26 protein-coding genes and 1 pseudogene are annotated in these 22780 nt (G+C 59.2%); 16 read left to right on the top strand and 11 right to left on the bottom strand.

Translation table 11 applies throughout. The features are described from left to right. Positions 1 to 229 precede the first annotated feature (229 nt). The gene (gene intI1 / locus FIV35_RS27150) at positions 230 to 1243 is read right to left on the bottom strand and encodes a class 1 integron integrase IntI1 (protein ID WP_083377976.1); all 1014 of its coding nucleotides are present in this window, start codon (positions 1241 to 1243) and stop codon (positions 230 to 232) included. A 161-nt stretch (positions 1244 to 1404) separates the two neighbouring features. On the opposite strand from intI1, the gene FIV35_RS27145 reads away from it, so the two are divergent. Continuing rightward, on the top strand, positions 1405 to 1956 hold the full coding sequence (locus FIV35_RS27145) for a chlorite dismutase family protein (RefSeq protein WP_073672967.1): 552 nt from the start codon (positions 1405 to 1407) through the stop codon (positions 1954 to 1956). A gap of 166 nt (positions 1957 to 2122) precedes the next feature. On the opposite strand, the gene FIV35_RS27140 is transcribed toward FIV35_RS27145, so the two are convergent. The 3 genes from FIV35_RS27140 to FIV35_RS27130 form a co-directional block, all read right to left on the bottom strand. Continuing rightward, positions 2123 to 2746 (bottom strand): recombinase family protein, encoded by a 624-nt coding sequence (locus tag FIV35_RS27140; RefSeq protein WP_003155741.1) that lies wholly within the window; start codon positions 2744 to 2746, stop codon positions 2123 to 2125. A 61-nt stretch (positions 2747 to 2807) separates the two neighbouring features. Then, positions 2808 to 4025: a TniQ family protein gene (locus FIV35_RS27135; RefSeq protein ID WP_054471483.1), complete on the bottom strand. Its 1218-nt coding sequence runs from the start codon at positions 4023 to 4025 to the stop codon at positions 2808 to 2810. After that, positions 4022 to 4234 carry an NTP-binding protein gene (locus FIV35_RS27130; RefSeq protein ID WP_024015044.1) on the bottom strand — a complete coding sequence of 71 codons (213 nt, stop codon included), beginning with the start codon at positions 4232 to 4234 and terminating at the stop codon, positions 4022 to 4024. The genes FIV35_RS27135 and FIV35_RS27130 overlap by 4 nt, the downstream gene beginning before the upstream one ends. A gap of 1014 nt (positions 4235 to 5248) precedes the next feature. On the opposite strand from FIV35_RS27130, the gene FIV35_RS27125 reads away from it, so the two are divergent. Continuing rightward, complete coding sequence (locus FIV35_RS27125) at positions 5249 to 6874, top strand: methyl-accepting chemotaxis protein (RefSeq protein ID WP_020301382.1); 1626 nt, start codon at positions 5249 to 5251, stop codon at positions 6872 to 6874. Between the two features lie 55 nt (positions 6875 to 6929). Here FIV35_RS27125 and FIV35_RS27120 read toward each other — a convergent pair whose 3' ends face one another. From FIV35_RS27120 to FIV35_RS27100, 4 genes are all read right to left on the bottom strand, one after another. Then, entirely contained in the window at positions 6930 to 7214 is a 285-nt protein-coding gene (locus tag FIV35_RS27120; RefSeq protein WP_425311902.1) for a hypothetical protein, read from the bottom strand. Positions 7215 to 7430: 216 nt separating this feature from the next. After that, positions 7431 to 7712, bottom strand: a complete 282-nt coding sequence (locus tag FIV35_RS27110) for a type II toxin-antitoxin system YafQ family toxin (RefSeq protein ID WP_011282522.1) — start codon at positions 7710 to 7712, stop codon at positions 7431 to 7433. Then, positions 7699 to 7962 (bottom strand): type II toxin-antitoxin system RelB/DinJ family antitoxin, encoded by a 264-nt coding sequence (locus tag FIV35_RS27105; protein WP_020303033.1) that lies wholly within the window; start codon positions 7960 to 7962, stop codon positions 7699 to 7701. Before FIV35_RS27105 ends, FIV35_RS27110 begins: the two co-directional genes overlap by 14 nt. 170 nt (positions 7963 to 8132) lie before the next feature. Continuing rightward, positions 8133 to 9026, bottom strand: a complete 894-nt coding sequence (locus FIV35_RS27100; protein WP_033902376.1) for a cation efflux transmembrane domain-containing protein — start codon at positions 9024 to 9026, stop codon at positions 8133 to 8135. Positions 9027 to 9126: 100 nt separating this feature from the next. Between FIV35_RS27100 and cadR the strand changes: the two genes are divergently transcribed. From cadR to FIV35_RS27080, 4 genes are all read left to right on the top strand, one after another. Beyond that, on the top strand, positions 9127 to 9534 hold the full coding sequence (gene cadR / locus FIV35_RS27095) for a Cd(II)/Pb(II)-responsive transcriptional regulator (protein ID WP_024015046.1): 408 nt from the start codon (positions 9127 to 9129) through the stop codon (positions 9532 to 9534). Between the two features lie 130 nt (positions 9535 to 9664). Then, positions 9665 to 10012 carry a DUF3703 domain-containing protein gene (locus tag FIV35_RS27090; protein ID WP_024015047.1) on the top strand — a complete coding sequence of 116 codons (348 nt, stop codon included), beginning with the start codon at positions 9665 to 9667 and terminating at the stop codon, positions 10010 to 10012. Further along, entirely contained in the window at positions 10009 to 10518 is a 510-nt protein-coding gene (gene lspA, locus FIV35_RS27085) for a signal peptidase II (RefSeq protein ID WP_003452327.1), read from the top strand. Before FIV35_RS27090 ends, lspA begins: the two co-directional genes overlap by 4 nt. Continuing rightward, positions 10518 to 11264: a helix-turn-helix transcriptional regulator gene (locus tag FIV35_RS27080; protein WP_024015048.1), complete on the top strand. Its 747-nt coding sequence runs from the start codon at positions 10518 to 10520 to the stop codon at positions 11262 to 11264. Before lspA ends, FIV35_RS27080 begins: the two co-directional genes overlap by 1 nt. Before the next feature lie 131 nt (positions 11265 to 11395). On the opposite strand, the gene FIV35_RS27075 is transcribed toward FIV35_RS27080, so the two are convergent. Together FIV35_RS27075 and FIV35_RS27070 are read right to left on the bottom strand one after the other, a co-directional pair. Continuing rightward, entirely contained in the window at positions 11396 to 14425 is a 3030-nt protein-coding gene (locus tag FIV35_RS27075; protein ID WP_010465834.1) for a Tn3 family transposase, read from the bottom strand. Next, entirely contained in the window at positions 14409 to 15011 is a 603-nt protein-coding gene (locus tag FIV35_RS27070; RefSeq protein WP_010465829.1) for a recombinase family protein, read from the bottom strand. The genes FIV35_RS27075 and FIV35_RS27070 overlap by 17 nt, the downstream gene beginning before the upstream one ends. 191 nt (positions 15012 to 15202) lie before the next feature. Here FIV35_RS27070 and FIV35_RS27065 point away from each other — a divergent pair, with 191 nt between their 5' ends. From FIV35_RS27065 to FIV35_RS30035, 7 genes and pseudogenes are all read left to right on the top strand, one after another. Continuing rightward, the gene (locus FIV35_RS27065) at positions 15203 to 15580 is read left to right on the top strand and encodes a type II toxin-antitoxin system RelE/ParE family toxin (RefSeq protein WP_003151133.1); all 378 of its coding nucleotides are present in this window, start codon (positions 15203 to 15205) and stop codon (positions 15578 to 15580) included. Further along, positions 15561 to 15896: a helix-turn-helix domain-containing protein gene (locus tag FIV35_RS27060; RefSeq protein ID WP_001172026.1), complete on the top strand. Its 336-nt coding sequence runs from the start codon at positions 15561 to 15563 to the stop codon at positions 15894 to 15896. The genes FIV35_RS27065 and FIV35_RS27060 overlap by 20 nt, the downstream gene beginning before the upstream one ends. Before the next feature lie 14 nt (positions 15897 to 15910). Next, positions 15911 to 16246 (top strand): hypothetical protein, encoded by a 336-nt coding sequence (locus FIV35_RS27055; RefSeq protein WP_000741275.1) that lies wholly within the window; start codon positions 15911 to 15913, stop codon positions 16244 to 16246. 23 nt (positions 16247 to 16269) lie between these two features. Beyond that, positions 16270 to 16596: a hypothetical protein gene (locus FIV35_RS27050; RefSeq protein WP_000091614.1), complete on the top strand. Its 327-nt coding sequence runs from the start codon at positions 16270 to 16272 to the stop codon at positions 16594 to 16596. Beyond that, positions 16593 to 16973 carry a hypothetical protein gene (locus FIV35_RS27045; RefSeq protein ID WP_001054412.1) on the top strand — a complete coding sequence of 127 codons (381 nt, stop codon included), beginning with the start codon at positions 16593 to 16595 and terminating at the stop codon, positions 16971 to 16973. The genes FIV35_RS27050 and FIV35_RS27045 overlap by 4 nt, the downstream gene beginning before the upstream one ends. Positions 16974 to 17090: 117 nt before the next feature. Beyond that, a pseudogene (locus FIV35_RS27035) lies at positions 17091 to 18334 on the top strand (cyclic di-GMP phosphodiesterase). A 279-nt stretch (positions 18335 to 18613) separates the two neighbouring features. Next, positions 18614 to 18814: a methyl-accepting chemotaxis domain-containing protein gene (locus tag FIV35_RS30035; protein WP_231980893.1), complete on the top strand. Its 201-nt coding sequence runs from the start codon at positions 18614 to 18616 to the stop codon at positions 18812 to 18814. Between the two features lie 152 nt (positions 18815 to 18966). Here FIV35_RS30035 and FIV35_RS29735 read toward each other — a convergent pair whose 3' ends face one another. After that, positions 18967 to 19104 (bottom strand): hypothetical protein, encoded by a 138-nt coding sequence (locus tag FIV35_RS29735; protein ID WP_156796379.1) that lies wholly within the window; start codon positions 19102 to 19104, stop codon positions 18967 to 18969. Between the two features lie 355 nt (positions 19105 to 19459). Between FIV35_RS29735 and FIV35_RS27020 the strand changes: the two genes are divergently transcribed. Genes FIV35_RS27020 through FIV35_RS27010 form a run of 3 tightly spaced genes read left to right on the top strand, consistent with a single transcriptional unit; the run spans position 19460 to position 22750 of the window. After that, positions 19460 to 20233 carry a tellurite resistance protein gene (locus FIV35_RS27020; protein WP_011600753.1) on the top strand — a complete coding sequence of 258 codons (774 nt, stop codon included), beginning with the start codon at positions 19460 to 19462 and terminating at the stop codon, positions 20231 to 20233. Positions 20234 to 20243: 10 nt separating this feature from the next. Next, entirely contained in the window at positions 20244 to 21362 is a 1119-nt protein-coding gene (locus FIV35_RS27015; protein WP_011600754.1) for a toxic anion resistance protein, read from the top strand. Continuing rightward, complete coding sequence (locus FIV35_RS27010) at positions 21362 to 22750, top strand: hypothetical protein (RefSeq protein ID WP_011600755.1); 1389 nt, start codon at positions 21362 to 21364, stop codon at positions 22748 to 22750. The genes FIV35_RS27015 and FIV35_RS27010 overlap by 1 nt, the downstream gene beginning before the upstream one ends. Positions 22751 to 22780 lie beyond the last annotated feature (30 nt).

Below are 22780 nucleotides of genomic sequence, written 5' to 3'. Positions count from 1 at the left end.
AAGCGCTTCATACGCGCTCTGAAGCGTTACCGGCGCTGATCGTGGTAAATAATCGGGAAATCGCCACGCCTAGGAGCAATGGGCTGAAGCACGCAAGATAAGAAAGTGTTTTTACACACTCTGGGCCATCAGCGGACGCAGGGAGGACTTTCCGCAACCGGCCGTTCGATGCGGCACCGATGGCCTTCGCGCAGGGGTAGTGAATCCGCCAGGATTGACTTGCGCTGCCCTACCTCTCACTAGTGAGGGGCGGCAGCGCATCAAGCGGTGAGCGCACTCCGGCACCGCCAACTTTCAGCACATGCGTGTAAATCATCGTCGTAGAGACGTCGGAATGGCCGAGCAGATCCTGCACGGTTCGAATGTCGTAACCGCTGCGGAGCAAGGCCGTCGCGAACGAGTGGCGGAGGGTGTGCGGTGTGGCGGGCTTCGTGATGCCTGCTTGTTCTACGGCACGTTTGAAGGCGCGCTGAAAGGTCTGGTCATACATGTGATGGCGACGCACGACACCGCTCCGTGGATCGGTCGAATGCGTGTGCTGCGCAAAAACCCAGAACCACGGCCAGGAATGCCCGGCGCGCGGATACTTCCGCTCAAGGGCGTCGGGAAGCGCAACGCCGCTGCGGCCCTCGGCCTGGTCCTTCAGCCACCATGCCCGTGCACGCGACAGCTGCTCGCGCAGGCTGGGTGCCAAGCTCTCGGGTAACATCAAGGCCCGATCCTTGGAGCCCTTGCCCTCCCGCACGATGATCGTGCCGTGATCGAAATCCAGATCCTTGACCCGCAGTTGCAAACCCTCACTGATCCGCATGCCCGTTCCATACAGAAGCTGGGCGAACAAACGATGCTCGCCTTCCAGAAAACCGAGGATGCGAACCACTTCATCCGGGGTCAGCACCACCGGCAAGCGCCGCGACGGCCGAGGTCTTCCGATCTCCTGAAGCCAAGGCAGATCCACACACAGCACCTTGCCGTAGAAGAACAGCAAGGCCGCCAATGCCTGCCGATGCGTGGATGCCGAAACCTTACGCTCGTTTGCCAGCCAGGACAGAAATGCCTCGACTTCGCTGCTGCCCAAGGTTGCCGGGTGACGCACTCCGTGGAAACGGATGAAGGCACGAACCCAGTGGACATACGCCTGTTCGGTTCGTAAGCTGTAATGCAAGTAGCGTATGCGCTCGCGCAGTTGGTCCAGAACCTTGACCGAACGCAGCGGTGGTAACGGTGCAGTGCTGGTTTTCATGGCTTGTTATGACTGTTGTTTTGTACAGTCTATGCCTCGGGCATCCAAGCAGCAAGCGCGTTACGCCGTGGGTCGATGTGTGATATTATGGAGCAGTAACGATGTTACGCAGCTGGGCAGTCGCCCGAAAACAAAGTTAGACATTTAGAGCATTCCATCACATGAATAATCATTACTCATTTATTGGCGGCTCCGAGGGCTCTTGGCGAGTCACCAGTTGTGAAACACTCATTGGCATACCTCTTGAGATTGTGGAGAGGGTCAATGTAGTTAATATGCCCTCAACAAATTTGATCGAACGTGGCACCTGGGTGCTTCAAGGCTTTACAAGCAATGTTCGGTACGCCGAACGGCATGAGATCAATCAACTTCGCGCAAAACAGGAGGAATTAAACCGTCCTACGTCATCATGCGCTGCACTCATTCCCATAAAGAAAAGTCCAGAATGGTGGGCAATGTCACAAGAGGAACGGCGCGAAATTTTTGAAGCAAAGTCCCACCACACAGAAATTGGACTGGCTTATCTTCCAGAAATCGCAAGACAGCTACATCATTCTCGCGACCTCGGAGAGCCGTTTGACTTCTTAACCTGGTTCGAGTTTGCTCCGGAGCATACTGCAATATTCAACAAACTGTTGGCTCAGTTACGCTCATCAAAAGAGTGGGAATATGTCGAACGCGAGATAGATATCCGACTGGTGAAAAATGTCTAACAACAGGTTCAAATCGCTCGCTCCGCTCGCTGGGACGGGCTAAAGCCCGCCCCTTAACCAAACGTTGAACGACAGCTTTCCCAAAAGCTCTACGGCGGTTCAGGGTCGACACCGGTAATCGGATCGTTGCCGCACTGAACAGCGCCCCGTTCCAGGTCGCCTCCATTTATGCGGCTGAACCGAGGGAGAGCAGCTTTACGCCGTCTGGCCGCAGTTCGCCCTTGGGCGACACGTGCCGGTAGAGCGTCTGCCGGGTAATCCCGAGTTCTTCGCAGAGATCGCCCACCTTGGTTTCCGGTTGCCCCATGCTGGCCATCGCCAGGCGTAGCTTGGCGGCGGTCATCTTGAAGGGGCGCCCCCCTTTCCTGCCGCGAGCGCGCGCCGAGATAAGTCCAGCGACTGTTCGCTCGGAAATCAACTCACGCTCGAACTCGGCCAGCGCGGCAAAAATACCGAACACAAGCTTGCCGGCGGCAGTCGTCGTGTCGACCGCCGCACCGTGACCGGTCAGGACCTTCAGGCCCACGCTACGCGCAGTTAGGTCGTGCACGGTGTTGATCAGGTGGCGCAGATCACGGCCAAGCCGATCGAGCTTCCACACGATCAGCGTGTCCCCTTCACGAAGCGCCTTCAGGCAAGCAGCCAACCCTGGGCGATCATCGCGCCTGCCCGAGGCCAGATCCTCGTAAAGGTGCGCAAGGCTCACACCAGCGGCGATGAGCGCATCGCGTTGCAAATTGGTGGACTGGGATCCGTCCGCCTTCGATACCCGCATGTAGCCGATCAGCACCTTTTCACCCGTCACGTATACGTTCGATTATGTGACAGTGTGAGCCAGAAAGTTCTCGCCGTCAAAAACTGTCACTTAACCCGTCATTTAGTCTAAGACCTGCAAACGGCCATTCAGGCTCGTAATGTGACAAAAACTCCGGCGGGATGCCCTCCTTGGTGAACGTGGCGCGCAAACGTTCCAGGGATTCGGGGTCGCGTCGCCCGTAGGACGCCAGTGTGAACAGCAAGCGGGCCGTCTCCGGGTTGTGTCGCGCTTCAATGATGGCCTCATCGATGGCCTGGGCTGCTCGTTGCCAGTGGTTGATGGGTTCCGGCTTCGGCACCTTCGCCGGCAGGCCGTTGGTGAAACCAGTGTGCGGCTCCGTCTGAAACAGCGCGGCCTGTTCCCCGCGCGGGATCAGCGCCTTTGACTCGATCAGCGTGATGGCGGTGGCCGCCGCCTCCAGCATCTGCCACTGCACCGCCGGGGCCAGAATCTCGTAGGGACGCCACAGACTCTGCCCGGCGCGCAGCGGATGGCCGCAGCGCTCCCAGACATGGCGGATGCTCGCCGAGCAACTGCCGCAGTGCGAGAGCGGCGTGTTCAGCTCATCAAGCAGGGTGCGCAGCAGCCGGAACCACAAGCCGGCGTGGACACGCCGACGCGGCAGCTCCACAAAACCCGTCGTCAGCGCCTGCCAGGTGCGCCGGTCCATGCAGGCGATTGCGTCATCGGCAGGGCGCGGCGCAGCATCGGCGATTTCCCACTGAAGATACCGGCCGTGCATGCCCCAGTAGGACTCCAGCCAGCAGCCATGCTGCGGGCAGCTCAGCATCAAGGGGAGCTGCCAGACGAGTAGCACAGCTTGATTCGTTGGATCGTTCAGACACTGCGGACACGCCCGGCGAATCGTCTGGCTCGGTAGCCAGGCACGCCAGCGAGTGATGGACCGCACCTTGCGGGTGCGCTTGGGCAGGAGCACCGCGCATTGGAATGTATAGGTTTCCAAGGCTGCTGGTACCGAATCGTCGAGACTGTCGAGCAGCCACGGCACCCAGCCTGCAAGACTCATGCTGCGCAACCGCTCCAGCTCGACGCCACTGCGCTGGCAGAGCGCCGTCAGCAACGACAAGGATGGTGCGGTATCCAGGTCATCAAGTTGGCTGTGACCAAGATCGTGGGCCAGCAGCTCGTGCACGTCCATCTGGTAGCAGGCGGCGACCCGGTTGAGCCATGAGGACAGGGCTTCGCCTTCCTTGGGTGCCGGATGCAGCGGCCAGCGCGGCGCGGACTTCACATCAGTTCCCGCTCGAACTGTCGCCGCCGCTCACTGGGGCCGATGTAGTCGGCCATGCTGAGCGTGCGGTGGTTGATCGCTTCCTCGCCACTCTCCACGGCGGCGACGGCCGCCGCCACCAGCAGATGTGCAAGCTCGCCGATGGTGCCTTCGCTCCGGGTGAGCAGGTAGCTGTACCGGCTTGCAATCGAAAACGGCCGTGCTCGCAATCAGCGCAATTTCCGGCTCAGATTAACTGCGACTGACGGAGCCGTCTGGCTCAGATTATTTGCGAGCGAGCTTGCATTCAGCCGCGCCGGCTTGCATTCCATCGTTCCCTACTCACATTAACTGCAACTAGCCCCGTCTTTAGAGGTGGTAAAGATGCCGATGATGGCCATGGTGTTCTCCTTTCGGATTCATGGTCGCGCCCATCGCGTCCTTGTTGTGAGCCGATCGGCGGGTGAGGGCCGAACGCACTGCCAATGCAGCCGAAACGTAGAGAAGGACCTTGAGCTCCGAACAATTTGTTGCGCGAGAAAGCCGCTCGCCGGCGGGGAAAATGTTCGGTGGGAACGGTTGTGGGCCCAGGTCCGATCCCGCCAGGATTCACGACGACTCAAGGACGCATGGCTGACCGGCCGGACAGGAGTATTGGCCGACTCTAAACACCAGTCGTAGGCGCTGGAATCTCGCGACATGCGTAGCCCTTGCTTGGCGAAAAATATTCCCGATCGCCGAGCGCTCGATCTGACATTCGTCGTTCGGTATAGTAAAGAGTGCAGACCAGGCAGATAGGGGCGCCGGTAGCTTAAGGCCAAACCAGAGACGAGCCGCGCGAATGCTCGCCGAGGACCCGGTTTTCAAGCGCATGAGCTTATTTGACCGCGACGGAAACTTGGTCTCCTCAAGCCACGCGGATGAACCGCAAAAACTCCCTGCGGGTTGGCTGTCGCAACTGCGCGAACACACGGGTAGAAGTGCCCCGGCCAGGCGCGGAGGCTTCGATGAGCGCGGATCGGACATCTTGTCCTAACGGTCGACCCCGCCAGCGGGGGCTTCGTCAGCACCGCGCTGCAATTGCCGGCAGGGCTCTGGGACAACCATCTGCGTCTGGTCTGAAAGCGTTCAAGTATCGCAGCGGTACGCCGACATAAGGGGGCGAACGAACGGTCATTTGGCTGACCGCTCGCTCAATCTTGCGTATGACTCAAGCGCCCCCCTTTCGATACGAGACCGCCCAGATGCTCTTGAAAAAATCCCTGCGCGCTCAGCTGCTCACACTGATCGGCGGCAGCCTGTTGGTGATATTGCTGATCGCCTTCGCCAGTTTTTCCTTCTTGTCGGATGACATTTCCAAGTATCAACAACTACTCAAGGGTCCGATCGAAACGTCGCGCCTGATCGACGAAGCCAACGTGGAATTCAAAGTGCAGGTGCAGGAGTGGAAGAACGTCTTGCTGCGTGGCAAATCACCTGAAGCCTTGAGCAAGTACTGGCAAAGCTTCGAGAACCAGGAACGAAAGGTCCAGGACATCCTGGGCAGACTCGTTGAGCGAAGCGAGCACAACCCTGCCCTGTCAAAGCAGCTCCGCGACCTGCACGAGGAGCACCGGCGCCTCGGCGCCGCCTACCGCGCGGGCCGTGCGGCCTACATCGCCGGCGGAAACGATCCATTCGCCGGCGACGAGGCGGTTCAAGGCATCGACCGTGCCACCAGCGAACAGCTCAGTGGTTTGGTCATCCAGCAGCGCGATTCGGCGCTGCATCGTTCGGAAACCATCAGCGAAGCCGCAGATCGTAAAATAGTCGTCGGCTCGTTGGTAATGCTAGCCGCTGGCGTTTTCATCGCCTTGCTCAGCCTATGGTTGGTAAACCGCAATCTGATCGCCCCCATCCGTCACCTGATCGACCACATCGCCAAGCTCAGCCAGGGCGACTTTGCACAGCGCGTCGATGCGTCCCGTGCTGACGAATTGGGACGTCTGGCAGTTGCCGCGAATATCCTGCGTGACTTCCTTGCCGATACGTTCACCCTCCTGCAACGCAACACCTCGGACCTGGACAGCGCCAGTGGTGAATTGAGCGCCATCGCCGCACTGATGGGCCAAGGCACTCGCGAGCAGTTCTCGCGCACCGATCAGGTCGCTACCGCCATGCATGAAATGTCCGCTACGGCGCAGGAAGTCGCCCGTCACGCCGCCGAAGCCGCGCGTGCAGCGGATGCGGCCGATCATTCGGCGCAGCAGGGTGAGACCATGATGCGTTCGACTATCCAGACCATTACCCACATGCGCGGCGAGATCAGCAACACCGCCGAGGTAATACGCCGTCTGGAGACCGATAGCGGTCGCATTGGCAAGGTGCTGGAAGTTATTCGCGGCATCGCCGACCAGACCAATCTGCTGGCGCTAAACGCAGCCATCGAAGCCGCCCGCGCGGGCGATGCCGGACGCGGGTTTGCCGTCGTTGCCGACGAGGTGCGCACGCTGGCCAGGCGCACCGCCGACTCCACCGCTGAAATTCATCAGATTATCGACACGGTGCAGACCGGCGCGGTGGATGCGGTGCGTGCGATTGAAAATGGACAAACCCGCAGCAACGAAGGTGTCGAACAGGTTACGGAAGCGGGCAGCATGCTTCAGCGCATCACCCAAGAAGTCGAAGCGATCCGCGACATGAACCGTCAGATCGCTACCGCTGCCGAAGAGCAGACGTCCGTGGCGGAAGATATCTCGCGCAATCTGACCGAAATTACCGCCATCGCCACCACCAACCAGGACAATGTCGAGCGTACCGAGGCAGCCAGCCAGAACCTGCATACGCTGTCGGCCCAGCTCAGCGAAGTGACGCACCGCCTCGCGGGCTGACACAGGCTCTGCTCCGGCCCTAGATGATCGGTGTCACCACGTTGCTAGGTCCGACTCATCCGAGTTCGAGGGAGTTGGGGCAGGGCCGATCAACATGGCTTGTCTCGTGCTTGGTCGATTCGTTCCTGCATCGCCTGCATGACTTCTCGTGGGTGTACGACTTGGCGTTGGGGTCGTCGGCCTCACGGAGAGCTTCTTCGACCTCGCGGGTCATCCGCTCATATTCTTCTGGCCACAGCGCTTGCTCCATGCGCAGCGACGCCTGCCCCAGTAGGTGCAGACCGAACAGACGCATGTCATTGGTGGCGATGACGTGCTCTCGAATCCGCACCTGGATCACCTCATCGCCAGTTGATGCAGCTTCAACAGGTCGGTGCGCAGTTGCGGAGGCCCGCCGTCTGCGTTGTCACTCAATCGCCGCGCAGCTCGTCCACGGCATCGACTGCCCGCAGCAGTGCGGTGGTATCGAAACTCTCGGGAGTCAGTTCGTTCCAATCGTCGTCGGTGATGCTGATTGTCATGTAGCTTCTTTCCTTGTCCTGGGCAGACCCCGGCGTTACAGGCCAAGCTCGCTATGCGATCCGAGACGCACGAGTTGCAGCACGGCGTCATCCGGCTTGCGGTAAATCAACACCAGGTCGGGCTTGATGTGACAGTCCCGGTGGTCTTTCCAGTCGCCGGTGAGGGCGTGGTCACGGTGCTTCTCGGCCAGAGGCTGGTTATTCGCCAGGGCTGTGACGACGGCAATGAAATCGCTCGCCAGCGTCTGACGATGCGGGCCTTTGGCTTCGCGTTTATAATCGCGTTTGAACCGGCTGGTCTGTTCAATCGTCCGCATTCAGATCCGCCATCAGATCCTCGACGGAAGCGAACGACTTCAAGCCGCCACGGCGCGCTTCCTTCATCGCCTCGATGGTGGTGGCGTTCGGAATCAGCGGCTCGAACGGCAAGGCTTTCTCGCGGGCGACTCGGGTCAACATGATGCGGAAGGCGTCAGACACGGTGAGTCCCATCGCTGCCAGCACGACGGTCGCCTCTTCCTTGATGTGCTCGTCGATACGGGCACGGACTACAGCATTTGCGGACATGGTTTGATCCTCCAGATTGATGAGCTACATTGTAGCTCAATCCTTCCAGGAGTGCACCCAGCACACCTCGCCAGAGGCGTCTATCAAACGAAGGTTTATTGGACTGTCCGTACCATTGATGTTCACTTGTAGAAAGTGAGCCCATCGCGATGGAATACAGGATCGGTTGGTCAGGCTTTCAATGCCAGGATTCGGCGCGCACCGTTCAATACGATGAGGCCAACGACCGTACCAATCACCAAGTCTGGGTAGGGAGAGCCCGTCCACGCAACCAGCGCGCCGGCGACGATAACGCCAATGTTCGCGAGCACATCGTTGGCCGAAAAAATCCAGCTCGCTTTCATGTGTGCACCGCCTTCGCGATGGCCATAGATCATCAAGAGACAGCTGGCGTTTGCGACGAGTGCAACTAAGCCAATCCCCATCATCAGCATCGACTCAGGTTCGCTGCCATAGTGGAAGCGTCTAGCCACCTCCACGAGTACGCCCAGTGCCAACAGGATCTGAAAGAAACCCGCCAGGTGCGCAGCGCGAACTTGCAGCTGTGCACTGCGGCCGACGGCAAAGAGAGCCAAGCCATAGACGGCAGCATCCGCAAACATGTCCAGCGAGTCGGCAATAAGGCCCGTCGACTGAGCGATCAACCCTGCGCCCATCTCGATAACAAACATGGCAGCGTTGATGCCGAGCAAAATTTTCAGGGTGCTCGCCTCTTTCGACGCCGCTAATTCCTCATCAGCGCGATTGGTCGAGGCTGCTTCCTGACTAGCTGGTTGAGTCCCCAGTAGCGCTGCCCCTAGACCCAGGGACTCCAGCTTGGTAGTGATTGGGTCAACCGCCCCGTCATGGAAAGCGAGTACCTGCCTGCTGCTCAGATCAAAGGACAACGAACGAAGCTCAGGCAAGCTATTCAGCGCGAGCCGAATCATTCGCTCTTCCGAAGGGCAATCCATCTTGGGTACAGAAAAATGGCTGACCCAGGCTCCTTCGGTCGAGGGCGCGCTCGCTGCTTCAGCAGGCGCTGACACTGAACCGCAGCCACAGGATTTTTCACACGAGCTCATGATCCGCCTCTCCTATCAGGTTCAATTCTGGCAATTGAAAACCATATAGCAGGTATAGGGTCAAGCCTGGATATACTGGCTGTTTATCGAGGAGCAGCCTATGCGCATTGGTCAACTTGCACAGCTGACGGGAGCGGACATTCAGACCATTCGTTTCTATGAGCGCCAGGGCCTGCTTGCATCGCCCAATCGCCAGGCAAATGGCTACCGAGCCTACGAAGCGGATCATGTGGAGAAACTGCTGTTCATCCGCCGTTGCCGGTCCTTTGGCATGTCGTTGGACGAAATTGGTGTTTTGCAGAGCGTTCAAGCACAGCCGCAGCAACCGTGCGCGGCGGTCAATACGCTGCTTGATAGCCATATCGCCCAGGTCAGGGCCCAGATCGCATCCTTGCAAGCCCTGGAAAACCAGTTGGTGACGTTACGCAGCTGCTGCGATGACGAACGACAAAGCCTGGACTGCGGAATACTTTCGGGTCTAGTGGAGGGAGGCAAACGGCTTCCATAAGGCGCGCTAGAAAAGTGCCATTCGCTTCTGCTCAAAGCGTAGAGCTTGACCCTATAGCGGCTACAGGGTGTTCACTTGCACGATCGGCCCAGAATCATGGCCTTCCAACTGCTGCGCAAGTGAGTTCCAGATGAATACCGCCCTCCGCAATGCCATCGATGAAGCCTTTTTCCAGGCAAGGACAGCACTCCGTGAAAAGGCGCCAACCGAGGCATTCCCCTGGCTCGAGCGCGCCCACATCTTGAGCCAGCACATGCCCGTCCTGCATGCGCGGAGCCATTGGTTGATGCTAAGGGCTGGCTGGCAGTTGCGCGACTACCGGGAAATGTTCGGCCAAGCACCACGGATCATCGCTGCCGTGTTGTTCTCGAAGATCTGGGTACCGCTCGGCAATACCGGACGCGCGAGGATCAGTGCATTCGCGCCGATGCCCGTCTCACCCGGATTGCAGCGACTGTTTCAGGGAGCGAAACAATGAAATCGCCACTTGGAATGGCGCACCGTATCACTCCCGGGCTCTGGTGGACGCTATCGCTAGCCGTTGCCCTGGCCGACCAGGCGATCAAATATGTAATTGAGGGTTCGCTCTCGGTCGGCGCCGTGGTTCCTCTGACCCCAGTCTTCAATCTGGTCCATTTCTGGAATACCGGCGCAGCGTTCAGCTTCCTAGCTGACGCGGGCGGTTGGCAGCGCTACTTCTTCATTCTCCTCGCACTGGTTGTTTCGATTGGGCTCGCGTTGCTCTTGCGTAAGCCCAGGGCCAAGCTCGAAGCGCTGGGCTATAGCCTCATACTGGGAGGGGCAGTGGGGAATCTGATCGATCGCAGCTTCCGAGGCCATGTGATCGACTATCTGGATTTTTTCTGGCAATCCTGGCATTGGCCTGCATTCAACTTGGCGGACATCGGCATCGTGGGCGGTGCCGCCATGTTGCTCCTGAGCAGTGTGCTGAGTCCAAGCGCGGAACTGGACCGGGGCAGATAATGCGAAGCTCGGATGCCGCAGAAGTGGCTCGCTGGTCAGGCCATGCCTGGGTCGGCCCCGGTATCGGCGTCTTTCTCGGCCATGCCGCCCACCAGGATTGGCACCATCATCAAGCACATCAAATTGCAGTGGGGCTCGACGCCGCGATAACGGTTGAAACGCCGTTGGGTGGGCAATCTGGGGCTGCCATCTTGATTCCGGCAGGCTTGAAGCACCGGCTCAGTGCTGGGCATGTCCTGTCGATCTACCTGGATGTGCTGTCCGATGAGGCGCGTGCCTTGCGGGTGAGCGGAGCCGTGAGGCTGATGGAGATCGTAGCGGCCGATATTGCTGCGATGGTCGAGGCACTGAGGGCGTCGGGGCATTCGCCTGTCCAGTTGCAGGCGCAGGTACGTCGGCTGTTGCGGCTTGCCGATCCACCAATCCCTGATCCGCGCTTGACCAAGGTCACCGCAGCGCTGCGCGAAGGCCAAATGGGGCGTGAGGCAATGGCCGCGTTGGTGCATTTGTCACCCACGCGTTTTTCCCATTGGTTCGTGGAGCAAACCGGCCTGCCGTTGCGCAGCTATGTCAAATGGCTGCGCCTCACCCAAGCCCTGCAACACCTGGCCAAAGGGGGACGGCTGACCGAAGCCGCGCATGCGGCAGGTTTTTCCGACTCGGCGCATTTCTCCCGGACATTCAGGGCGCTGCTGGGCATCGATCCGTCCTCCGCCCTGGCTGCGGTCGATCTCCAGAAGTCATAGCTCTTTCGTTCAAGTCGAACGTCGTCCTCTGCACCTACCGTGAAGGCTCTCTACATAGGAGCTGAGCGATGTCCACTTCTCTTCGATTCGCCCTACGCTGGGGTTGTACGCCGGAATCCCAGAAATTTCCGTCAGCCCAGCTCCAGTCCCGCCACGAGCGCATCCAGGTCGATGAACTTGCCGTCAGTCTGGAAGGTGTAATGCCCGTTCAGCAGGATGTGCCGCCAGGCCGCTGGCGACATCTGCGTGATCAACGCCAGCGCCTTGGCATTGCCAGCTGCCTCGTACTTCGTCAGCAGCAGGGACAGGATCGCCGAGTTGTAGAAGATGATCGCGTTGCCGATCAGCCTGGCGCACTGGTTGCTGATCTCGATTTCGATGTCGGTGCGGCCGGTCAATTCCTTCTTCCCACCGACTTGGGCGATGGTCGAGCGTAGCTGGTGATAGGACTCAATGCGGTTCTGCGAGCGGTGAACATTACGCTCCAGTTGCGGGTCGCGCAGGTAGCGCAGTGTGTAGATACTGCGGATGAGCTTGTCGAACTCGAAGATTGCGCGCCGCGTCGGGTTCGGCGCCGTATAGGTGCACAGCTTGCGGATCAGCGTGCCCTGCGTCATTTCCTTCAGGCCCAGTGTGGCGACGATTCGGTCGATGTTCGCCTTCTCACCGACGATGAGTTGCCGGTCGATCTGGCCAGCCGGCCGGATCAGGCATTTCTCGTACAATGCCAGATCATCGGCGCAATACAGCTCCTGCAACTGGTCGTCGAGGTCGGTGAAGCGCGGCTCGAAACGAAGTCCGAACCAGTGCAGGATGGCGAAGTTGGCCTTGTTGATGCTGTGCATGTCGCCGGTGATCGCGCTCGGCACGATGTCCGACGTGTTGCGGTACCAGATGTCGAACACGTGGTGAGCCTCGTACTCGTGTGCGCCTATCAGGTAGCCGTTCAACGGCACGTGATTGCACAGCAGCGTGTAGGCGACGACGCCCTTGCCGCGGCCGAAATATTTGCGCGAGTAGCGCGCCTTCACAGTTGGTCGCTCGACGCCGAATTTCTGCCCATCAACGGCACCGTACAACGAATCGAGGTCGAACGAGTAATGCGGGAAGATCGGCAGTGCGGCGATGGCGTTGCTGATGCAATCGTTGGCCACATGTAGCGTCGCCTGGCGCAGGTACTGCTGGTAGGTACTCTCCAGGACGTGGTACGGGATGTCGCTGGTACGTGCCATAACCTGGTTGCCGTGGTTCATGGCTTGGGCAATGATCACCGCCATCAGACTGTCGGCGTCGGCTACCTTCTTCGCATAGCGTGGCTGCAATGGTGTCAGCGCCGACAGGAACTGGCACTGGCCGTTGACGAAGCGAAACACGTCGGCGACATCGCAGTATGGCAGTTGCTCGTAGAGAGCTTGCTCGCGCGCCTTCTGGTTCTCCCCCTTGGGCTTGCGCCAGGTCAGTCTCTGCGTGTCCTTGTCGTATTCCAGGTGCGTCAGCTTGCCCTGTTTCAGCTCGCGATTGAACGCCACCCATTGCGCACGCAACTCGGCCGCCAGTGCATCGAGCTGGGCACTGACCGGCTGCCGCAGGAAGGGGATGTCCATCTGCGCGAGCACGGCGGCTTTCTCGTCCATCGAAACCAACTCGTCGGACAAATGCCGGTGCTGCAAGCTGTCGTCAATGTAGAGCTCGCCCGCCTGGAAGCGTTTCCTGACCTGACGGTAAAGCCAGAATTCGTAACGATCGGCATGCAGGCCTGTCGGCGTGCCTTCGGCATCGAACATCAGCAGGTACGGACGCAAGCGTTTCGGCAGCGTTGCCGCCGGACATTCGTCGAGTGGCCGTTGTGATAGGCGCTGCTGCTTGGCGAACACGCTCTTGGCCCAAGTCAGCGCCGCGAGCCATGGGTTATCGGGGGCCGTGCCGGCGAAGTCGAGCGCGACGTACAGCGGCCGTAGATGGCGTCGAATGCGTTCGGCCAGGCCGTCCACCGCCTGCCAGTGCAGCGCCAGTTTGTTCAGTGGCTTGACGCTCATGCGCTGCGCCGTGTTTTGCAGCAATTCCCTGGACATGATTTTGTAGGCGCGTTGGCGCACCTCGCCGAACGGCGTCGGATCGGCCACGCTGTCGTCCACGTACAGCGACAGCAGGCGGCCAACCTGCGGCGTTTCCTGATGGCGTCGCAGCTGTTCGGCGACAAAGGACTGTTTCGCACCCGTGCGGCTCTCGTCCTCAAGTTTTTTCATGTGGAAGGCCATCGCGTCGACCAGGTTGTCGGTGAGCTGCCGGTAACGTACCCAGGCATAGCACAGCAGGTAGAGCCGGGTCTGCTCCGCCTTCAGGTGGCGCAGGTCATGGACGGTATAGAAGTTCGCCAGGCTCGCGTAGTACAGCAGGTTCTGCTGCGAGATGCCGAGCTTGGGCAGCAGCGCCTTGGCGATCCCGTGCAAGGACTTCAGCGTGGCGCGCTTCTCGCGCTCCCCTGCCATCTGACGCCAGCCGAAATCTTTAGCGTCCTGCTTGAGCGCTGCCAGTTGAGACAGGGTGTCGTCACGCACCAGGAGCTGGCCCAGCGCAGCTTTGGCCGATTCGTCCAACACTTCTGCCAGCAAGCCGCCCAAGCGCCTGCGTTCGGTGGACAGGGCTTCACTGACCAGCTCTTGTAAGGTGGTGTGGCCGGGCCGGATGATTTTGTGCTCGCTGAGCCAAACGATCAGTTCGGCGGCCACGAATCCTGGCATTACGTCGCGCCGCACGATCTGTTCAGCCTGCTGTGCCAGTTGCGGCAGGAAGCTAGCCGCCCACGACCGGTAGCCGAACAGTTCGGCGATCTGACCCCTCTGGCTGTAGTGCTCATGCTTGGTGATCGCCTTGCGTTCGAACGCTTCGCCGTGGAAATAGCGACTCAGCACGAAGGCGCAATCGTCCTCGACCTCATGCCAATCGAAGCGGAAGAAAGCATGCTTGGCCTTGAAGTAGCCGATCTGCAAGACGCAATAGACTTGGGCCTGCAGGCTAGGCCGGCTGCTGGCGAACGCCAGTTCAGATTCGGCCAACGCCAGGTATTCCAGCCGCTGAGCATCGTCGAAGTCCGGTAGGCGGTACAAGGCTTCCTGCTCTGCGTCAGAAAAGACGGTGAGTAGCTTATTCTTGTTGCTCATCGACCGTCCTTCCCGCACCACGCCAACCTGCTCGCGTCAATGTTTCGATCAACGTAGTGCGCTTGACATTGAAGTTGCGGCACACCGCCGCCTTAGACATGCCGCCATCGAGCGCGGCGACGATGGCGTCCAGCTTCTCACCAGTGATCGCCTGCGGCCGGCCGCCGATCCGGCCGCGTTTGCGTGCGGCGGCCAAGCCCGCGACGACGCGCTCCTGAATCAAGGCGCGCTCGTACTGCGCGAGCGCACCGAACACCTGGAACAGGAATTCGCCCGAGGGCGTCGTAGTGTCCAGGTTCTCTGTCAGCGAGCGGAACGCCACCCGCTTGTCCTTGAGCGAAGTCACAATGGCGAGCAGGTGCGACAGCGAGCGACCGAGCCGGTCGAGTTTCCACACCACCAGCACATCGCCGGCTCGAACGAACTCAAGCGCCCGCGCCAAGCCGGCACGGTCATCCTTCGCGCCAGAGGCACGATCCTCAAACAGGTGACGCGGATCGACGCCGGCGGCGAGCAGCGCGTCGCGCTGCAAGTCCGTGCTCTGGCGGTCGGAGTCCGACGACACGCGCATGTAGCCAACCAACATAGGCGGATAACCATCAAAAACAGGTTTCCGCATAATAGTGAATAGCGATAGAGTTTTCCGTACATTTTTGAGGGGGTGTTGCACAGGTAGCACAGCGGCGGCTGACAGCCTGTCGCAAAACAAATGTTTTACGACACCTCCTTGAGGTTGCCGCGTTTACATCATTACCTGAACAGGTATAAAATTCCGTCATGACAAACAAAGAAAAACCGCTCGAATGGATCGCGAGCAGCCACAAGGATTTGATGGCGTTGCCGTCCGACGTGCGTCGCCGTTTCGGTTACGCGCTCTCGTTGGCGCAGATAGGCGATCAGGATGACGCAGCAAAGGTGCTCAAGGGGTTCGGTGGTGCCGGCGTGCTGGAGGTCGTCGAAGACGATGCCGGCGGCACCTATCGAGCGGTATACACGGTCAAGTTTGCGGAAGCGGTGTTCGTCCTGCACTGCTTCCAGAAGAAGAGCAAGAGCGGAATCGCCACGCCAAAGGCCGACATGGACATCATCCGCGCTCGGCTGAAGGTGGCCGAGGTATTGGCACAGGAGCTACGAAATGCAAAAACGAATCATTGAAGGCGTCGAGGTTCAGCGCAGCTCGGGCAACGTCTTTGCCGACCTTGGACTGCCTGACGCTGAAAAGCTCAAGATCAAGACCGGCCTGGTGGTCGAGATCAGGAGGGCCATGCGCGCCCTTGGGCTGACTCAACAAGCGGCGGCCAAACGCATGGGCATCCCGCAACCGAAGGTGTCGGGCATGATGCGCGGCGACTTCACCAATCTATCCGAACGCAAGCTGATGGATTGTCTGAATCGCCTCGGCTACGACATCGAAATCAAGGTACGGCCAGCAGCCGAGCCGATCGGGCATCTAACGCTCGCAACCGCTTAATCGGAGCTCTCCTGATGGCAGCCCGCATCACCGACGACGAATGGGACGAACTGACTCCCGAGAATTTCGATACCACGGCACTGCTGCGTGCAGTCGATGCCGTGGACGTGCTGCGCGGCGATTTGAATGACAGCGCAGACGGCGCACCTCCGCAACTGCGCACCGACCTGTTGAAGCTGCATCAACTGGCAATGGCCGCGTTCAACGAGGGATCACGCAGCCGAGTGGCTGAGCTATTTGATCTCGCCGTGGATCTTCAGGATCAGGTTGATCATCTGATGACCTCGCTGGAACAAGTGCAAGAAACCCTGTCCCGGTTGACGGCGCTCTACCCAGAAAGCCTGTCCTGAATGTTCTTGGAGACAACCACATCATGAGCCGCAGCCGCCGCAAAACGCCCATCGTTGGGCACACGACCTGCCGTAGCGAGCGCGAGGACAAGAAACTCTGGCATCAGCGCTGGCGAACCCACGAGCGCACCGCGCTGGCCAGCGCGTCGCCGGAAGCTCTATGCGCCCATCTGCCTCTACTGGAAAACCAGGTCAGCAACGTCTGGTCGATGGGTAAGGATGGCCGCTCCTACTGGCCCATCAAGCGCCAGGCCGCCACGGCGGATCGCATTGCCAACCACAAGGGACGCAATCCGCAAGAGCGCGCCTCCCTGAAAAAGCGTCTGCTGCGCAAGTGGATGAGCAAATGAACCTGTCCACCATCGAGGCGCTGGCTATCGCTTGGGCGCGAATCGCTGAAGAAGCAGAACTCCCAGCCGGCTACGAGGGCACGGCGACGCCAGAGGCGCATCGGGCCTGCGAGGTGATCCAGGAGCGGATTCGAGAGCACGTCGTCGCCACCAATGACATGCGGCTGTTCGGCCTGCTGCACCTGCTTGGGCAGGCGTCGCTGCGCATGGAGCAAGCGCTGTGGCCGGAAGAATATGCGCGGATGACCCGCGAGGTCGAGGAAGCTCTCCGAGAGGCCGACGACCCCAACGCCAAGTCGTACACCCACGAAGAAGTCATGCAGGCGATGCAGGAACGCATCGACCGAGCGCGAGACAAAGCCATGTTGATCGGCTGACGGAAATTTCGGCGGTTCCGGCTGATCCAAGAATCTTGGCGTGACCTTACCTCCGCTCTACCGCTGGGTGCCAGCCTCGGCGCACGCCTAACCACCCAACTCAGAAAGGAAAATAAGTTGGTAAAACGCATTCCCGTATCCGAGCTTCGTCTCGGCATGTACATCCACAAGCTCGCCGGCTCTTGGGTTCGACACCCATTCTGGCGCGGCAGCTTCCTGCTGACCGAGCCTCAGGATCTCTCTGCCATTCGAGAATGTGGCGTCGGGGAGGTCTGGGTCGACTTGGCCAAAAGCCAAGTCGACCCAGAGAGCCCAGAGAGCCCAGAGCCCAGAGCCCAGAGCCCAGAGCCCAGAGCCCAGAGCCCAGAGAATTGTCGGAGGAGCAATCTCTGCCGTCTAGTCCACTAAGCAAGAAAAGTGACGGCGCAACCTCAATGGAGAGCGAAATGTGTTATGCACGGAAACTCTGTCTTGCGGCCAAGTCCCAAGTCATGGACATGTTCCAGGAAGCCCGGCTTGGCAAGGCCGTCGACCCAAGCACGACGTTGCCGCTGGTCGGAGAAATCGCTGCCTCGGTGCTGCGCCAACCTCATGCCCTCATCAGCGTCGCACGCATCAAAACGCACGACGATTACACCTACCTGCACTCGGTTGCCGTCTGCGCCCTGATGCTATCGCTGGCCCGGCATCTCGATCTAGACGAGGAGCAAACGCGCCTGGCTGGCATCGGCGGACTGATGCACGACCTAGGCAAGGCCGCGATGCCGCTGGAAGTGCTTAACAAACCAGGCAAGCTCACCGATGCCGAGTTCGCCATCATGAAGCGCCACCCTGTGGAGGGCGCAAAGATGCTGCGCGCAGGCGGGGCCGAGCCCGGGGTGGTGGACATTGCCCTGCACCATCACGAGAAGATCGACGGAACCGGCTACCCGGATCGCTTGGCCGGTGACGCCATTTCACTCCTGGCCCGCATGGGCGCAATCTGCGACGTCTATGATGCCGTGACGTCGGAGCGAGCCTACAAAAAGCCGTGGGACCCGTCCGCGGCGATGCGGCAGATGGCCAAGTGGGAGGGCCATTTCGACAAACGCATCTTCCACGCCTTCGTCAAGGCCGTGGGCATCTACCCCGTCGGCTCCTTGGTTCGCCTGTCCTCTCAGCGTCTGGCCGTTGTCGTTGAGCCGGGAATGGAATCACTGCTGACTCCCAAGGTTCGCGTGTTCTTCTCGCTACGCTCGAGAGAGCCGATCCCGATGCAGACCATCGACCTGGCGGCCACGAGTTGCAAGGACAGTATCACTGGCCCCGAAGACCCGACGCTCTGGAACTTCAAGAACCTCGACGACTTGTGGATGGAATAGCCCCCACAAAACGACGGCCCCGTGAGGGAGCCGTTGAACATCGTCGAGCGATGCCCGTCCAGGGAGGGATGGCCGAGCTCGATTCTCCAGAAGGTAGCTGGTGACACGAGTGTTGAGCCCACCCAACTAGGGTGACGGAAATTTCTGGGGTTCCGGCTTACATCCCCTGTTACAGTCATGGAGCAAAGTAGTCGGCAAGCGCACACGAGTGTAGCTCACGCAGAGGAAGCAGCTACAGCTCTTGATGGAATTGGCCAACGCGTTAACGAAATTACCGACATGAACGCGCAAATAGCGACTGCGGTCGAGCAGCAGGGAGCAGTAAGTGAAGACATAAACCGCAGTATTATCAATATACGCGATGCTGCTGATACCAATGTACAGACCGGGCAGAATAATTTGCAAAGTGCGAAATCTGTCGTTCAGTTAACTAGCGCTCTGAGCGAACTGGCAAAACAGTTTTGGGAAAAACGAGGATAACGCTTTTCAGTATCTCGACAGGGATAACTTACTTTACCATCGGTTATCCCTTTTAGCCGCACAAATTTTAGCCATGGCTTTTCAGGAAGTCAGGGCTATCAGAATGGCCTTAGAAAGCCTAGTCAAAGAGCTGTCACGAGAACACCGTTAGCTTAGCGTACGATTTTTTCCGAATTCTGCGGTTCCCCCTGATTGAGAACGGTGACGACATCCGGGCCCTGGCCGAAATCTGCCGGCAGACCGGCGTTTTCGAGCATAGCCACGCAAAGTTCGCCGAATTCAAGCAGCACCTGGAGGATTCAACACCTCCTGAAGAACGGCTCGTCAAATCGTGGGCGTGGCTGCTTGACCGGATTGTCCATTCGCCGACCACTCTGCACATGCGGGGAGCCGTTCGCCTATGCGTGCCACTGGTTGCGCTCTACCTACCCCCTGAATGACTTCAGGTCGAAACTCGCATAGCTAGGGAAATGAGGCGATTATTCGCGCCATTTTGAAGCGACTCGGGGAGGTTTGGGTTATTTCGAGATCGCGATACAAAGACTTCGAGCTGCGCTTTCAGTCGGTAAAAGCGTCTGAAATAACAACCCGCCAAGGAATACGGCAGGTACGATCTCCAACAAATCCAAGGAGAAATTTTCCGCCATGACTCATTCAGTGGTCAACATCGACCACCTCAAACAGCAGGTACTCCCTGAGTTGTTTGCTTTCCCGGCTCGCCTCGGCGAGTACGGGGGCGTAGCGGATAGCTCTGCCAAAATCGATCAACTATCAGATCTCATGGAGAGCGGGTCGGCGGCAGCGCTTGCGGCCAAAATCGCAGAAATCCTCTCGAAAATGGCCGACGCCTCGCCGGAGCAGATTACCCGGAAGCCGACCTGGTTCGAGAAGGTTCTGGGCGGAGCCGTGGAAAAGCAGGTTCGCTATCAAGTCGCCCGGTCAACACTGGAACAGCTACTGGCCGAAGCTGAAGGACACGCCCAAGGTGTACGCGATACGGTCAGTGCCATCAGCAGAATGATCGTTGCCCACGCCGAAGAGGCGGAAGCACTGAAAGTGTTCATCCAGGCCGGGCGCGAATTCCTCGAAGAGAACCCTCTCATCGGGACGGTAGCGGAGGGGGAGATCGAGTTTGATCGGCCGCGAGAGCGGCTGGCGCGAAAGCTCGCCAACTTGGCAACACTTCTGGCCTCACACGAACTGAGCGTTAGCCAGATGAAGCTGAGCCGCGCCCAAGCCCTCGACATGCTCGATCGCTTCCGAGAGACAGTCACCGTACTGGTTCCAGTATGGCGGCAACACACCCTTACCCTGATCACCACCAAACACATGAGCCCGGCGATGGTCGAGGCTGCCAGCAAGGCGCATCAGGCGCTGATGGCCAGCCTGTCTGAAAGCCTGAATGGCGTGAAGCACTGAGGAGCAAAACATGCAGCAGGAAATTACCGTGACAGATCTCGCCACTACCAACACCGAGCTTACCCCAGCTGGGCTTCAGGCTCTCGGTCTCCAGGAACAGGACATCCCCCAGATCAAGGCTGTAGCGGCACTGATCCAGGCAGAAAACCCGCTCTCGGTTTCTCAGTTCGGCAGGGAAGTGGCAGAACACACGTCCTCCTACGCCGACAGCTTGCTCGACCAGGTTCGTAACAGCGACCTGGACGATGCCGGCGCAAAGCTGAGCGAGGTGGTTGCCGTCGCGCAGTCGCTCAATGTCAGCGCGCTTTCCAATCGCCGTTCGCGCATCCCTGTCATCGGCCCGCTGATTGACAAAGTAACCCTGCGCGGCAAGTCCGTCATGGGTCAGTTCGACACCACGCGAGAGCAAATTGAAAAGCTCGTTGCTGAAGTCGACCAAACACAAGCGGGCATTTCTGCTCGGAATACCGGCCTCGAGTCCATGTTCGTTGCGGTACGCGAGGAGCATCGCCTGCTTGGCATCCACATTGCCGCCGGTAAGCAGCGCCTTGCGGAGCTACAGATGCAGGTTTCTCAGCTTCGGGCGAACATCGGGAACGACCCGGCCCGCTTGCAGCAAGTTGCGGATCTGGATGCACTGATCTCCAACCTCGACAAGCGTATTGGCGACCTCACGGCGCTCCAGCAGTCCGCGATGCAGAGCCTCCCGACGATTCGGATGATTCAAGCGAATAACCAGATGCTGGTGGACAAGTTCCACACCATCCGGGAAATCACTGTGCCGGCTTGGAAGCGCCAATTCATGCTGGCTTTGACGCTGAACGAGCAGCGGAACGCCGTCCAGCTGGCCACCAAAATCGACGACACCACCAACGATCTCCTCAAACGCAACGCCGAGCTGCTGCACCGCAACTCCGTAGAGACGGCCAAAGCTAACCAGCGGTTGGTAATCGACGTGGACACCTTGCAGAAGGTCCAGGCCACGCTGATCCAGACCGTCGAAGACGTAATCAAAATCCAGCGTGAGGGCGTAGCTCAACGCAAGGCCGCAGAGAAAGAGATCCAGGGCATGCGTCTCGATCTCCAGAAGCGCCTGGGCAGGACTGATGAAGTGAAGGAGCTTCACTGATGACCGAACCAGTCCAACTTTTCCGGTTGCGGGTCGACGGCCTCGTTTCGAAGGAAAACATTCCCTTAGCGCAGCTATCGAGTCTCTTGAATGACTATGGCGTCGTGGAGGACAGTACCTTGAATAGGCTGATGGCTGGCCAGACCGAGCGCGTTCTCGGTCAAGAGCTGGAACTGTCCAGGCAGACTCCAGAGGTTGACCCGCAGTTGTACACGCTGCTTGTTGATGGAAAAGTCGCCGCGAAGGACGTTCCTGATGCAGAGCTCGACAAGCTCCTCGCTAATTACGGTGCTCGTAGAAAGGAAATATCTCGTGGTCTCGTTGCAGGCAAGACACAGCGTGTGCTCGGTCAGGATCTGAAGCTATTACGGCAGCCGGTTGGGCAAACGGTACATGTCACCGCCAAGCACGAACAAGCCTCAAACGAAGCGAAAGCAGAGCCGACAGCGCAGAAGACACATCGAGCCCAACCCGAACCAGCTTTGCCGGCAAAAGCGCCGACGCCTTTTGACGCGCCCCTCCAGGAACTGATCTCGCGGGCGAAGAAGCTACGCAAAGGCACGCTCATCTACGGTGGTACCGCCCTGGGTTTGGCGGTATTCGGGGGCGTATTTTACGCGCTGGGTATCGCCGCAGAGCCAACAACGGCTATTGACCAGATCCTGGTTCCTGATGCGATCGCCAAGGCCTTCCAAGCATCGGGCCACGAGGGCGGCGGTATTGGCGGGTTGATGGGGGTCGAATCAGCCGTCGACTCGATCCTCAATAGCACAGCTCTCAAAATGATCAGCGCGGTTGCAATGATTGCGGGTGTAGGCCTTGCGGTTATTACCGGACGCTTGTTCAACATCGTTCCCGCCGTCATGGTCGGCATGATGCCGCACATCATGGGAGCGTTTCTGGGGATACTAGATCCGGGCACGGCAAGCACGGCAAGCAAGCCCAGCGAGTTTTATTCCGCGGTTGAGTCTAAGAACCTACCGACGCTTCAGCGTCTGCTCAGCTCCAGAGAGGATCTGGACGAGGTGGCCAGGGCGTATGTGCTAGCCCAAGCATCTGTTGCCGGCGGCAGCTCCTCGAAGTGGGTTGTTCTGACAGCGAAAAATCTGCGAGAGGGAAAAATTAAGGGCGACTTTTCCGTGCCGGCCGGCATTGCCTACGCCATCGAGGCAACTGCGCTTGGCCCAGAAAGCCCGTCTCTTTCTGATCGAGCCGAACAGCATCGCCAGAGTGCCTTGGCCGAGGCAAGCGACTGGAAGCGCAACAGCTTCTGGGCACTTCTCCTGGCAGGGTTGTTTGGTGTCATTGCCACGGGCCATGAATCGATCGCGCAAATTATCTTTCGCAGGGTTCGTCGCATTGGCGAGCTTCTTACCCCGCTGCGGTAGCTACTGCGAGCAGCGCTCAAACCCAAGCCT

The organism is Pseudomonas rhodesiae, assembly GCF_007858255.1.
GTDB lineage: Bacteria > Pseudomonadota > Gammaproteobacteria > Pseudomonadales > Pseudomonadaceae > Aquipseudomonas > Aquipseudomonas rhodesiae.
This window is presented reverse-complemented; position numbering and strand designations above follow the sequence as displayed.

What these genes read in the sequence shown, in the direction of transcription:
- intI1 (WP_083377976.1), bottom strand. Translation starts at nt 1,243, where the DNA reads ATGAAAACCAGCACTGCACCGTTACCACCGCTGCGTTCGGTCAAGGTT.
- FIV35_RS27145 (WP_073672967.1), top strand. Translation starts at nt 1,405, where the DNA reads ATGAATAATCATTACTCATTTATTGGCGGCTCCGAGGGCTCTTGGCGA.
- FIV35_RS27125 (WP_020301382.1), top strand. Translation starts at nt 5,249, where the DNA reads ATGCTCTTGAAAAAATCCCTGCGCGCTCAGCTGCTCACACTGATCGGC.
- FIV35_RS27110 (WP_011282522.1), bottom strand. Translation starts at nt 7,712, where the DNA reads ATGCGGACGATTGAACAGACCAGCCGGTTCAAACGCGATTATAAACGC.
- FIV35_RS27105 (WP_020303033.1), bottom strand. Translation starts at nt 7,962, where the DNA reads ATGTCCGCAAATGCTGTAGTCCGTGCCCGTATCGACGAGCACATCAAG.
- FIV35_RS27100 (WP_033902376.1), bottom strand. Translation starts at nt 9,026, where the DNA reads ATGAGCTCGTGTGAAAAATCCTGTGGCTGCGGTTCAGTGTCAGCGCCT.
- cadR (WP_024015046.1), top strand. Translation starts at nt 9,127, where the DNA reads ATGCGCATTGGTCAACTTGCACAGCTGACGGGAGCGGACATTCAGACC.
- FIV35_RS27090 (WP_024015047.1), top strand. Translation starts at nt 9,665, where the DNA reads ATGAATACCGCCCTCCGCAATGCCATCGATGAAGCCTTTTTCCAGGCA.
- lspA (WP_003452327.1), top strand. Translation starts at nt 10,009, where the DNA reads ATGAAATCGCCACTTGGAATGGCGCACCGTATCACTCCCGGGCTCTGG.
- FIV35_RS27080 (WP_024015048.1), top strand. Translation starts at nt 10,518, where the DNA reads ATGCGAAGCTCGGATGCCGCAGAAGTGGCTCGCTGGTCAGGCCATGCC.
- FIV35_RS27075 (WP_010465834.1), bottom strand. Translation starts at nt 14,425, where the DNA reads ATGAGCAACAAGAATAAGCTACTCACCGTCTTTTCTGACGCAGAGCAG.
- FIV35_RS27070 (WP_010465829.1), bottom strand. Translation starts at nt 15,011, where the DNA reads ATGTTGGTTGGCTACATGCGCGTGTCGTCGGACTCCGACCGCCAGAGC.
- FIV35_RS27065 (WP_003151133.1), top strand. Translation starts at nt 15,203, where the DNA reads ATGACAAACAAAGAAAAACCGCTCGAATGGATCGCGAGCAGCCACAAG.
- FIV35_RS27060 (WP_001172026.1), top strand. Translation starts at nt 15,561, where the DNA reads ATGCAAAAACGAATCATTGAAGGCGTCGAGGTTCAGCGCAGCTCGGGC.
- FIV35_RS27055 (WP_000741275.1), top strand. Translation starts at nt 15,911, where the DNA reads ATGGCAGCCCGCATCACCGACGACGAATGGGACGAACTGACTCCCGAG.
- FIV35_RS27050 (WP_000091614.1), top strand. Translation starts at nt 16,270, where the DNA reads ATGAGCCGCAGCCGCCGCAAAACGCCCATCGTTGGGCACACGACCTGC.
- FIV35_RS27045 (WP_001054412.1), top strand. Translation starts at nt 16,593, where the DNA reads ATGAACCTGTCCACCATCGAGGCGCTGGCTATCGCTTGGGCGCGAATC.
- FIV35_RS30035 (WP_231980893.1), top strand. Translation starts at nt 18,614, where the DNA reads ATGAACGCGCAAATAGCGACTGCGGTCGAGCAGCAGGGAGCAGTAAGT.
- FIV35_RS27020 (WP_011600753.1), top strand. Translation starts at nt 19,460, where the DNA reads ATGACTCATTCAGTGGTCAACATCGACCACCTCAAACAGCAGGTACTC.
- FIV35_RS27015 (WP_011600754.1), top strand. Translation starts at nt 20,244, where the DNA reads ATGCAGCAGGAAATTACCGTGACAGATCTCGCCACTACCAACACCGAG.
- FIV35_RS27010 (WP_011600755.1), top strand. Translation starts at nt 21,362, where the DNA reads ATGACCGAACCAGTCCAACTTTTCCGGTTGCGGGTCGACGGCCTCGTT.